Origin of the sequence: Serratia sp. CC22-02, from assembly GCF_900182895.1 — a bacterium.
GTDB lineage: Bacteria > Pseudomonadota > Gammaproteobacteria > Enterobacterales > Enterobacteriaceae > Serratia > Serratia nevei.
Genome location: NZ_FXUD01000001.1, coordinates 1373876 through 1385255, shown reverse-complemented (window position 1 = coordinate 1385255; position 11380 = coordinate 1373876). Strand labels below are relative to the sequence as shown.

8 protein-coding genes and 2 tRNA genes are annotated in these 11380 nt (G+C 49.1%); 4 read left to right on the top strand and 6 right to left on the bottom strand.

The genetic code is table 11. From position 1 onward, the window contains the following. Nucleotides 1-362: 362 nt before the first annotated feature. Nucleotides 363-1778 carry a glutamate--tRNA ligase gene (gltX, locus tag QOL81_RS06600; protein WP_063988913.1) on the top strand — a complete coding sequence of 472 codons (1416 nt, stop codon included), beginning with the start codon at nucleotides 363-365 and terminating at the stop codon, nucleotides 1776-1778. Nucleotides 1779-1844: 66 nt separating this feature from the next. Here the strand turns inward: gltX and QOL81_RS06595 are convergent, their stop codons facing one another. Further along, complete coding sequence (locus QOL81_RS06595; RefSeq protein WP_283439732.1) at nucleotides 1845-2630, bottom strand: formate/nitrite transporter family protein; 786 nt, start codon at nucleotides 2628-2630, stop codon at nucleotides 1845-1847. Nucleotides 2631-2938: 308 nt separating this feature from the next. On the opposite strand from QOL81_RS06595, the gene QOL81_RS06590 reads away from it, so the two are divergent. Both QOL81_RS06590 and QOL81_RS06585 read left to right on the top strand, forming a co-directional pair. Beyond that, nucleotides 2939-3014: transfer RNA gene (locus QOL81_RS06590), tRNA-Ala, on the top strand. A gap of 60 nt (nucleotides 3015-3074) precedes the next feature. Beyond that, a tRNA-Ala gene (locus QOL81_RS06585) sits at nucleotides 3075-3150 on the top strand. Between the two features lie 125 nt (nucleotides 3151-3275). Here the strand turns inward: QOL81_RS06585 and QOL81_RS06580 are convergent. From QOL81_RS06580 to QOL81_RS06565, 4 genes are all read right to left on the bottom strand, one after another. Then, entirely contained in the window at nucleotides 3276-4250 is a 975-nt protein-coding gene (locus QOL81_RS06580; protein ID WP_283439731.1) for a fimbrial protein, read from the bottom strand. Nucleotides 4251-4385: 135 nt separating this feature from the next. Further along, nucleotides 4386-6857 carry a fimbria/pilus outer membrane usher protein gene (locus QOL81_RS06575; protein WP_283439730.1) on the bottom strand — a complete coding sequence of 824 codons (2472 nt, stop codon included), beginning with the start codon at nucleotides 6855-6857 and terminating at the stop codon, nucleotides 4386-4388. 22 nt (nucleotides 6858-6879) lie between these two features. Then, nucleotides 6880-7557, bottom strand: a complete 678-nt coding sequence (locus tag QOL81_RS06570; RefSeq protein ID WP_060419886.1) for a fimbrial biogenesis chaperone — start codon at nucleotides 7555-7557, stop codon at nucleotides 6880-6882. Between the two features lie 65 nt (nucleotides 7558-7622). Continuing rightward, a complete protein-coding gene (locus QOL81_RS06565) occupies nucleotides 7623-8153 on the bottom strand; it encodes a fimbrial protein (RefSeq protein WP_060419889.1) in 531 nt (176 codons plus the stop codon). A 470-nt stretch (nucleotides 8154-8623) separates the two neighbouring features. Between QOL81_RS06565 and QOL81_RS06560 the strand changes: the two genes are divergently transcribed. After that, entirely contained in the window at nucleotides 8624-9688 is a 1065-nt protein-coding gene (locus tag QOL81_RS06560; RefSeq protein ID WP_100396455.1) for an FAD-dependent oxidoreductase, read from the top strand. A gap of 267 nt (nucleotides 9689-9955) precedes the next feature. On the opposite strand, the gene QOL81_RS06555 is transcribed toward QOL81_RS06560, so the two are convergent. Then, the gene (locus tag QOL81_RS06555) at nucleotides 9956-11143 is read right to left on the bottom strand and encodes a NupC/NupG family nucleoside CNT transporter (protein WP_004936373.1); all 1188 of its coding nucleotides are present in this window, start codon (nucleotides 11141-11143) and stop codon (nucleotides 9956-9958) included. Nucleotides 11144-11380 lie beyond the last annotated feature (237 nt).

Here is an 11380-nt window from a genome sequence, read left to right as displayed (position 1 = left end):
GATGACGGGCTCGAACCGCCGACCCCCTCCGTGTAAAGGAGATGCTCTACCAACTGAGCTAATCGCCCCGTCTTGTTGGAGTCGCATTATAGGGATAGTTCAAAGTGAGTCAACGGTTTTTAAAATGATTTCAATCGTTCGCCGCAAATTTAGGCAGGGCGCGATAATTATCGCCAACGGCGCCGATTCTTTGCGCAACGCTATGCGAAACTCGCCGCAAAACGCGCGAAATCGACCGGTGCAATATCGTGTCGGCGTTGAGGAATTAGCGCGTGGTGATACAATGTCGTCCACTCTTTTTTCAATTCCGAGCAATCGTCGGCAACCGCCGACACGCGTTGCGTAATAAGGCAGTGAACCCAATGAAAATCAAAACCCGTTTTGCACCAAGCCCGACCGGCTATCTTCACGTCGGCGGCGCGCGTACCGCACTTTACTCCTGGTTGTTCAGCCGCCATGCGGGCGGTGAGTTCGTTCTGCGTATCGAAGATACCGATCTGGAACGCTCCACCCAGGACGCGATCGACGCAATTATGGATGGCATGAACTGGTTGAACCTGGATTGGGATGAAGGCCCGTATTTCCAGACCAAGCGTTTCGATCGTTACAACGCGGTCATCGACGAGATGCTGGAGCAGGGCACGGCCTATAAATGCTATTGCTCCAAGGAACGTCTGGAAGCGCTGCGCGAGAAGCAGATGGAAAACGGCGAGAAGCCGCGTTACGACGGCCACTGCCGCGACAGCCAGTGCAGCCACACCGACGACGAGCCGCACGTGGTGCGCTTCCGCAACCCGCAGGAAGGCTCGGTGATCTTCGACGACAAAATTCGCGGCCCGATCGAATTCAGCAACCAGGAGCTGGACGATCTGATCATCCGCCGCACCGACGGTTCGCCAACCTATAACTTCTGCGTCGTCGTCGATGACTGGGACATGGAAATCACCCATGTGATCCGCGGCGAAGACCACATCAACAACACCCCGCGCCAGATCAACATTCTCAAAGCGCTGGGCGCGCCGGTGCCGGAATACGCGCACGTGTCGATGATCCTCGGCGACGACGGTAAAAAACTGTCCAAGCGTCACGGCGCCGTGGGCGTCATGCAGTACCGCGACGACGGCTATCTGCCGCAGGCGCTGTTGAACTACCTGGTGCGCCTGGGCTGGTCCCACGGCGATCAGGAGATCTTCTCCATCGATGAGATGAAAGAGTTCTTCACGCTGGAAGCGATCAACAAATCCGCCAGCGCGTTCAACACCGAGAAGCTGCAGTGGCTGAACCACCACTACATCAACCATATGCCGGCGGAAGAAGTGGCGGTGCATCTGGCATGGCACGTTGAGCAACTGGGCCTTGAAACCCGCAATGGCCCGGAACTGAAAGACCTCGTCAAGCTGCTGGGCGAGCGTTGCAAGACGCTGAAAGAGATGGCGGAGTCTTGCCGTTACTTCTACGAAGACTTCAGCGAGTTCGACGCAGACGCTGCCAAGAAGCACCTGCGCCCGGTGGCGCGTCAGCCGTTGGAAACAGTGCGCGCCAAGCTGGCCGCCATCACCGTCTGGACGCCGGAAAATGTGCACGACGCCATTCAGGGCACGGCGGATGAGCTGGGTGTTGGCATGGGTAAAGTCGGCATGCCGCTGCGCGTTGCGGTGACCGGCGCCGGCCAGTCGCCGGGCATGGACGTGACCGTGCATGCGATCGGCCAGAAGCGTTCGCTGCAGCGCATCGACATGGCGCTGGCTTACATCGCAGAGCGCGAAGCGCAAGCCTGATTCGCTTATACGCCATAAAGAAAAAGCCCCGTGGAGCGATCCCGGGGCTTTTTTCATGGCGGTACGTCAGGCTTGCTCGCTAGCCGGCAGCCCCGGGCGGTAGGCGAGGAAATACATCAGCCCGACAAAGCCGGCGCCCCCCAGCGCGTTGCCGAGAAATACCGCGATGAAATTGGGCAGATACTGCTCCCAGCCCATGCCGCCGGCAAAGATGGCCGCCGGGATGATGAACATATTCGCCACCACGTGCTGGAAGCCGATGGCGACAAAAGCCATGACCGGGAACCACATGCCGATCACTTTGCCCGGCACATCCTTGCTGGCGAAGGCTAACCATACCGCCAGGCACACCAGCCAGTTGCAGCCGACGCCGGAAATAAAGGCGTGCAGGAAGTCCGCATCCACTTTGGCCTGTGCGATCGCCAGCGTCTTATGCAAGAACGCGCCTTCGGTCAGGCCCAGCAAATGGCCGAAGAAGTAGGCGACGGCTACGCTGCCGGCGAGGTTGGCCAGAGTGATCCAAAACCAGTTACGCAGCACGGCGATGGCGGGGATTTCGCGGGCAAACCAGGCCATCGGCAAGGTCATCATGTTGCCGGTCAGCAGTTCGCCGCCGGCCAGAATGGTCAGGATCAAACCGATAGGAAAGACCGCGGCACCCAACAGGGCGCCGAAAGAGCCCCATTCGGCCGGCAGGGTGCCGATGACGTGAATATCCAGCAGAAAGCCGGTGGCGATAAAGGCGCCGGCGAGAAAGCCCAGAATCAACAGATTAGCGAGAGGGGCGCGGCTTTTGTTTACCCCGGCCTGAACGGCGAGGGCGGCGATTTCTTTTGGTGAATGCAAAGACATGACGGACTCGGTTTATAGTAATGAAGTTTATGGCGCGGGCAGTCTATGCCGCTCGGGAGTCCGACTCAAGCGCATTTCGCTAACATTCCGTTAATTAAAAATCAACGTGATATGCAGGGTTTTTTGCCATTTTGAGATGTAGCGCGCAAAATGGATGAACTCTGCGCAAAGTGATGATTTTTTGGTGCCAAACATGCTGATTTGGCGGCTTTTTCAACGCTTGATTCAGGAATTCAATTTAGCCGTTGACAGCTTTGAGTGGGTTTCATATTATGCGCCCCGTTCACAGCACAAAGTGATTGTGGAACGGGGCTATAGCTCAGCTGGGAGAGCGCTTGCATGGCATGCAAGAGGTCGACGGTTCGATCCCGTCTAGCTCCACCAACCTTATTCTCAGAGAGGTTGGGGAATACCGTAACGCCGGTCAAAGCGTACCACTTTTGTGGGGCTATAGCTCAGCTGGGAGAGCGCTTGCATGGCATGCAAGAGGTCGACGGTTCGATCCCGTCTAGCTCCACCACCATTTAAAAAGCCGACCTTAGGGTCGGCTTTTTGCTTTATGCGTGCGTCTAATGCTTGCCTGACGCTTGGAAAAATGACTCTGGCTTTTCGATAGCTCGGAGTTATGCCGCCAGCTCACCAAAACTAGCGATAGGATACGGTGAACTGCGCCACGGCATTGACTTCTCCCGGCGTAACTTTTTCTTCCGTTTGATAATATTGCACGCTGAGCGGGATTTCGTTTATACCTATCAACGTCTGGTTTAGCATGCCGGTTTTCGTCCCCAACTCAAAGGGAATGCCGTTACGCAGTATCTGCAGACCAACGCCGGTGGCCGCCTCTTTTGATGGGATAACGGCCAATACCTGACGATTGCCATTAACCATGTCACCGCGTATCTCCAGATCGACTTTAGTGTTGACATTGCACTCCATCGCGATGTTAAAAGGGGTATTTCCCGCCGTGGCCCCTATACCAGAGAGCGTCCGCCGGTTGATTTTTCCCAGAAAAACCTGTTTCGACGGCGTGCTGAGGCGGCAACCTTCCACTGCGATATTGACGGCAGGAAAATAGGTCTCACCCAGCCGTCTGGCGTTGGTTGCTCTCAAGCAGGTATAGTTAAAGGAGAAAGGGGAAAATGCAGACATGGCACCAGATTGTATGTCGCCGGTCTTGACCAGATAATATTTGAAGTTTCCGCCAAGAACATAGTTCACGGGTGTATTACGCGGCGCATAAATATCCCAAAGCCCCGGTTGGTCATTGAGCGACATGGCAATGCCGACCCCCTGCCAACCAGTCTGATAGACGGGAATACCGTGGTATTGTAATGCTGTCGCACTCAAGTGGGTATAGGCTTGCAACACCAGATCGCCGGGTTCGCCAAAGGAGAACTGTATGGCATTAGCCAACAGCCTGACGGAAAAGTAAGATTCCCCACGACCGATAAGATCGCCGACTTTAGCGTCTGCCGGGACGGTAATGCCGGATTGCTCGATTTTTAGCGGATGATGCCATATCGCATAGCAATCGCCTTCACTTTGGGCTGAAAAGGAAAATAATAAGGCCAGGATGCCAGCGATCCTGGCTATAGCTGTTGTTTTAAATAGCGTTGGCATATTCACTTTTCCTATTAGATATTGCTCGTACTGTGCATAGCGTTATTTTTACCATGTTATATGGCGGTATTGGCCGGAAAACTCTGCGATTTTATCCTGCATGTAACGCAATGTGCTTTTATCGATAATTCAATGCTATTTACATATCATATTGAGCATTTTTATTTTTGATTCAGACTCTTTAGCTGTAATAGCATAACTGCCTTGGCAGCGTTGCTTCCCCTCCCAATGAACCAACACCGTTCCTGAGTCAGGCATGCCGCTCATATAAACGCTATTATCATTTCCTACGATCCCCGTCGTTTCGTTTTCTCCCTGCAGCGTAGCGACGGCGCCGAATGGGATTGCGTCGGTATTGTGTTGCAGCTTTAAGATGATTCTATTGCCGATGTTAGATTTAAAGTGGGCAGCTACAACAGCGCCTTTGGTCGGGATGACAATCTTGCTGTTCTTTGCTATTTCAACGTCATCGCCAAAGCTTTGCGGATTTAAGGCAATCCGATTCTTATGATAACTGCTGATGTAAGGTACTACCGCATAGCCACGAGAGTCAGTTTTGACGCCGACACTGTTAATCACTTCAATATTATGGGCATTGGGTACTTTAACTAAAGCAACGGTATCACCCAGCGATTGCGATAATGTAATGCCGTTGCCATGGACGATGGCGCCGCCGCGTAGGCTGTAATTAACCCGCTGAATATTTTGATCAAAGCTGTATCCGGCCCCGACTTCACCATACCCGCCGCGATAGTAAGCGGAGCCGTTGCCGGAGGGGCCGGATCTGGTGCTGCTTTGTGAGGCCGAGACGTTATAACTGAGCTGATTATTTTCAAGAGCCGTTCCGCTTAGACCCAATTGCTGATTGAACTTGCCCTTGCTGTTCTTGCTGGCGGTATAGTTAGCCCAGCTGTTCGATTGCCATTTGTTCAGCGGGATCTGAACGTTAAGTGTGGCAATTTTGTCGGGTTTATCCGTATAAGGGCCGCTATTGTAACTCAAAGCAAGATTGTAGCTAATGCCACGCTGACTGCTTGAAAACCCAAGCAGAAAATTCTTCTCAACGCTGCTGTTATGCCAGTAGTTCTGTTGATAACCGTTGAGGTAGAAACTACCGAAATCGCGAATGGGTTGGTTAATATTGAGTACCAGCTTGCTTCTTTTTATGTCACGCGCAAGCCACTTTTTCTCAAGGTTGGTATTCATCTCGCTAAATTCAGAAAAGTTTAAATAACCCGATGTCGAGTATCGATATCCTGCAAGCGTGAAGTTCGTGCCCGTGGTTTCAAGGTTTTTTGCGTACTGGAGCCGATATTGTTGCCCCGAACGGGCAGTGCCCGTAATGAGCCGGCTTTTAGTATGGGTGACATCGGCTGAAAATGATCCGAGCTTTTTCAAGCTGCTGCCGATGCCGGAAGAGATTCCCTGGTGTTTTTCTGAGATGATTGCGCCCCCATAGAGCGTTTTATCGTCTCTAAGACCATAAATTAATGACTGCTGAAGAAATTTATATTTAGATTTATCGTGTTGCGCAGTGCGGTACTCGCCTAGCGTTAATTCATTTTTTTTCATGCCTTCTCGCAGCATGATGGGCACTGCGGAAAAGGGTTGAAAGAAACTGCGTTCTGAACCATCTGCCTCCTTGATGATTACTTGCAGCCCACCGCTGGAAGTGGTGGGGTAAATATCTGTTATTTCAAAACTTCCTGCGGGAACATGAGTTTGATAAATGATGTAGCCATTTTGCTTCACAATGACTTCGGCATTGCTTTGCGCGACGCCTCGCACCGTGGGGGCGAAGCCCCGTTGGCTGTCAGGGATCATTGAGGGGTCGCTCGCGAGTTTCAGGCCGCGAAATTGAAAGCTGTCAAAGACGTCGCCAGAGGTTGAACTATCACCCACGGTCAAAGTGCTTTTGCTGTCTCTAAACCCTCGCTCAGCATAGGAATTGATGCTTTTCCATTTGGTGCTGTTTTGGCTTGAGTAGGTGGAGTAGTTTCTCAATCGCCAGGCACCGAAGTTTGCACCGCTGCGCAGGTTCAAATATTGATTGTCACCCGTTTTCGCATTCCCATGTTGCCAAGACTCGGTGCCGCTGAAGCTGTAATCCATCAGGAAGGCGTTTATGCCATCATCCCAAAGCGTCGGGTTTAGCCAATCCCGCGGCTGGTTTTTAAGATAAGCCTGAGGAATGTTTAAGTCTAATCTTTGGCGATTGAAGTCAAACTTTGCGTAGCTACCCGGAATCATCTCATTGATAGGGTGAGCGGCTATGCTGTTTTCGCTCGTCGTTACTTTCAATGTGTCAAGTTGGATGCCGAAATTTTCAAGATCGTTTCGATGGATGCGAGGTTGCAAAGCACCGGCAACGCGGAAAAACTCCACTTTTTGATTAACAAAAAAAGCGTTGTTCAAATAGATATCCACCCAATACTCACCAGGCAATTGATCGCTCGGATTGTTGAAATGGGATAAGTCAGCAACTTTCTGATAATTTCTGTTTAATGCAGAAGGCTCAAAGTAGTCCTCTGCCAGTGCAACCGGTGAGGATAAAAAACAGAAAAATAGCACCGACTTTTTGTTGTTGGCGATACTTGGCATAATCATCTTTGCATCCCTTTACATGTTGTTATAACGATGCTTTTATTTCCTGGGTTACGCCTCCATAGTCGTTAATGGCTTGCCATTTTATTTCAGAGCTGCGTATTCCGTTTGGTATGGCCCATTGTTTTTTACTTTTTGGTGCGACCATGTCGGCTTCCTTAAGCTCTTTTCCGCCAACAACGAGAGAATAAAATGAGACATAAAACGGCGTTGGATTACTCACAGTCAACATGTTTTTTTCTCGTGAGAATTTGATTTTTTTGTATGCGTCACTTGCCTCTTTTTTTGACAGGGCGCTGGGCCGGTAGATTATTTTTATTCTGTTTTGTACGGTGATGAGTAGTTTATTTTCCTTGTTTCTTTTCGTTGATGGTATCGATCTTACGCTAAGCCAATATACAGTTTCTTCATGCTGTGGCAAAAGCTTGCCGGCATGGATGATTCTAATAATATTATCCTGTTCCGGTTCCAACCTGAACAATGGCGGGGTAACAATGAATGGGACTTCACTGCTATCCTCGGGACGGAAATTTTCTGCCCAGGTTTGGATGAGTACCGGTGAGCTGCTGTCTTGATTGCTTACTGAAATATTCGATTCTTTCTTATTTTCCTCATAAATAACTCGCGTTCCTCCCAAGGTTACGCTGGCGACAGTATTAAAAGAAAATAATAGCAGAAAGTAAAAGATTCTTTTTTTAATCATCGTTATTCCCGTGGGTGTTTTAATTATCTGGCCGGCGTTGTTACCGGCCAGATAAGAGGGCTTTATTAATTATATGAGATGCTGAATTGTGTCGTGGCATTTGCCGGGCCGACGGTAACCGTGCCGGATGTAGACATATATTTTGCGACATAAGTAAAGACGTTCCTGATGTCTTTTTGCACGCTTTGCGCATTAGAGAATGACGCCACTGGTATTTGCGTTGTGCCATCGGCCTCATAGAGCGCAACGCCGATGCCTGTAGCGGCGTTAGTTTCTTTATTGAGCGACAGCAGAGTTGTGTTGCCATCTGCGTAAATACCATCGAACTTGATAGACGCTTTTTTGACCGTGTCCGGACAACTGACTAAGGCGATATTGAATTTTGTCGGTAGCGCTGTATCGCCAATGCTTCTAAACGCTTTGGCGCTGACATTGCCCATTGGGATTGTCTGGTTGGCACTGCCCGCCTCAACCGTGCAGGTTTGGTCGGTCACCGTGCCGGTAAAGTTTATAGTACCGTCTGCGGCGTATGATGCAGATGATATGACTAGAGAGGCTCCTGCTAACAGCATGGTTATCTGGGTGCGTAATTTCATATTCTCTATCCTTTTATAACTGTATGTAAATCATAGTTTTTTAAATCAATCCCTATGCTTCTTGAATACGCGATAAAACTCCCTTTTTCAGGTGATTGATGCTTGAAAATGTGTGTTAGTTTGAATTTGAAATCTGCAATTATCACTTTTACTGGTTTTTAATGCTGTCAGATGATTTTTCTCCGGCCGCTATTTGTTAACGAAATTTAGTCTATATGAAAAAAATTTATTCAGTGGTAAAGATCATAAAAAGCGCTATTTTCAGAGTTAAATTCTATATTTATAGTTTTTTATGCTATTGGTTTGAGTGTGTATCCTGAATTTAAGCAATCCTAATAGTTTGATCCTCTGATTAATCTTGTGATTGTTAATGTGCTAATTAATGTTGGTGATGGGTATGTGTTGACATTGATATTGTTTTCTTGATGAAACTATTGTCATTGTTTCACCATCGTTGGATGAGGTTATCCATGAAAAAAAATAAAAATATCGCAATTGTTGGTGGTGGCGGGGTAACGGCGGTGATGACGGCCTTAGCCTGTGCGAGGAAAGGGATCTCCGTTGATTTTTTTCTCGATGAGATGGATTACGATGAGTTCAAGACCTCTTTGGGTAGCCATTGTCTATGGCGAAGCGTTCATGAAGATAATCTGCGCCTGAGTCGATTTGCGGCCCAGTCTCAATGGATATGGGAAAAATTTATTCTGGCCTCTAGCGGTGAGTTTGGCCGAAAAGAAAGAATGGTACGCGTGGTTGAGCGTGCGGAACTCAACCAACTGATAAAATTGTATGAGCTGTATAATTTACCCTATGAAGTGAAAAACTGTGGTGATGATGAATCAATTGTATTGCCACCTTTCCTTGATTGTAAGAATAAATTTGTCTTCGTGAGTTATGATTCTATTTTACTTAACGTTGCTGAAATATTTTCATATTTTAGTGATGAATTGGCATTTTTCACGAGTGTGAATGTTTTCAGAAATAAAAATATTGGTGGATTAGGTAGCATTGAAGGCGGTGTGATTTTTGTTGACGAAAAGAAACATCTGTATGATATCGTGGTTAAGTTTACAAATGATTTTAAAATCAATGAGATGAATTCTTTCGAGACCGTAGATGTCGAGGCTAAAACGATTTTTAAAGACTTTTATCTGTCAGACACCATCGGTCATTTAACACAGCCCATATGGATTTCTGAAAATGAGTTTAATATATCGCTCGTACCCTCTGTCGATGGACGTGTTATCAGGGTTGGCATGGATGTTCACTTCCCCCAATCGGCAGAGGTATTGGTGCGGAATTTAAACATTGATGCTTATTTATCAAGAAGTAAAATTGACATAATGTCCAGTTCGATATTTTCAATTAGCTCATGTGGCGTCTCTTCTGAAGATGCCAGGTCAGTGATTCCATGCTGGACAGTCAGTGATGACAATAAAAAGATAGTCGTCGTTGAAAGTGTGGACTCCTACTACAATGCCTCACCTGCTGTTGCGGAGGAGATCACTACGCTATTAACGCTGATTATCAACTGATTGTTTGTTTTATGGCGTGCGCACAGCTAAATGCAACACCGTATGGCGTATCAAAAGCGTTCTGTTGTAAGGACAAAAATCGACCTGTTCTGACTACGCAGATTGTTGCCATAGCCATTCCATTTTATGCAGAAGCATTATTATTGGGGGAAGTTTAGCCGAGCGACGAATGCTTATTTTCTGTCAGCATGCGCCAGTGCAGACGGCCAGGATACAGGCATAGAAAAGGCGCCCGCAGGCGCCTTGTTATCGCAGTCGGTTCGAGGCTTAGCCCAGTACCAGACCCGCGATGGAAGCGGACAGGATGCTGACCAGCGTAGAGCCGTACACCAGCTTCAGGCCAAAGCGCGATACCACGTTGCCCTGGTGTTCGTTCAGGCCCTTGATCGCACCGGCCACGATGCCGATGGAGGAGAAGTTGGCGAAGGACACCAGGAACACCGACAGGATCCCCAGGCTGCGCGGCGACAGTTCGGCAGACACTTTCTGCAGCTCCATCATTGCCACGAACTCGTTGGAAACCAGCTTGGTGGCCATGATGCTGCCAACCTGCAGGGCTTCGTGTTTAGGAATCCCCATGATCCAGGCGAACGGGTAGAAGAAGTAGCCGAGGATTTCCTGGAAGCTCAGGCCGAAGATGGCGCTGAACACACCGTTGAGCGCGGCGATCAGGGCGATGAAGCCGATCAGCATCGCGGCAACGATAATCGCTACTTTGAAGCCGGCCAGGATATATTCACCCAGCATTTCGAAGAAGCTCTGGCCTTCGTGCAGGTTGCCGAGGTGCAGCTCTTCTTCTTTATTGGTGTCGTACGGGTTGACCAGCGACAGCACGATAAAGGTGCTGAACATGTTCAATACCAGCGCCGCCACCACGAACTTGGCGTCCAGCATGGTCATGTAGGCGCCGACGATGGACATGGACACCGTAGACATCGCGGTCGCCGCCATGGTGTACATGCGCTTTTCCGACATCTTGCCCAGGATATCCTTGTAGGCGATGAAGTTTTCGGATTGGCCCAGGATCAGCGAGCTGACGGCGTTGAACGACTCCAGCTTGCCCATGCCGTTCACTTTCGACAGCACGGTACCGATAATACGGATGATGAACGGCAGCACCTTGATGTACTGCAGAATACCGATCAGCGCCGAAATGAAGACGATCGGGCACAGCACCTTCAGGAAGAAGAACGCCAGGCCTTTGTCGCCCATGCCGCCGAATACGAAATCAGTCCCTTGTCCCGCAAATCCGAGCAGTTTGTCAAACAGCGCGGCAAATCCTTTTACGAAGCCCAAACCCGCTTCCGAATGCAGGAAAAAGTAGGCCAGCAGTACTTCGATAACCAGTAGTTGAATAACATAGCGAATGCGGATGCTTTTACGATCGCGGCACACCAACAGGGCCAGGATCGCCACCACCACTATCGCCAACGCAAAGTGCGCAATATGGGACATGTTTGCTCCAAATTTGAGGCAGGCTGAATTTCGGCTGTCATTTTATGTAACGCTACGTTTAAAAACGAGACTTCTATTGCAAATATGGAAAATCATAGTGGGAGTTCTCCTAAAGTGTTGCGCAAAAGCATAAAAAATCAAGATGTTAAAGCAGCAATAGGAAATTCGTATTCTTGTGCTAACCTGTCTTTCAGGGGTATTGCAGCCCAAATCCCATCAGAAAAGCACGGAAATCGG

Bases quoted from the DNA above. Each gene is read 5' to 3' on its own strand.
- gltX (WP_063988913.1), top strand. From the start codon at position 363: ATGAAAATCAAAACCCGTTTTGCACCAAGCCCGACCGGCTATCTTCAC.
- QOL81_RS06595 (WP_283439732.1), bottom strand. From the start codon at position 2,630: ATGTCTTTGCATTCACCAAAAGAAATCGCCGCCCTCGCCGTTCAGGCC.
- QOL81_RS06580 (WP_283439731.1), bottom strand. From the start codon at position 4,250: ATGCCAACGCTATTTAAAACAACAGCTATAGCCAGGATCGCTGGCATC.
- QOL81_RS06575 (WP_283439730.1), bottom strand. From the start codon at position 6,857: ATGATTATGCCAAGTATCGCCAACAACAAAAAGTCGGTGCTATTTTTC.
- QOL81_RS06570 (WP_060419886.1), bottom strand. From the start codon at position 7,557: ATGATTAAAAAAAGAATCTTTTACTTTCTGCTATTATTTTCTTTTAAT.
- QOL81_RS06565 (WP_060419889.1), bottom strand. From the start codon at position 8,153: ATGAAATTACGCACCCAGATAACCATGCTGTTAGCAGGAGCCTCTCTA.
- QOL81_RS06560 (WP_100396455.1), top strand. From the start codon at position 8,624: ATGAAAAAAAATAAAAATATCGCAATTGTTGGTGGTGGCGGGGTAACG.
- QOL81_RS06555 (WP_004936373.1), bottom strand. From the start codon at position 11,143: ATGTCCCATATTGCGCACTTTGCGTTGGCGATAGTGGTGGTGGCGATC.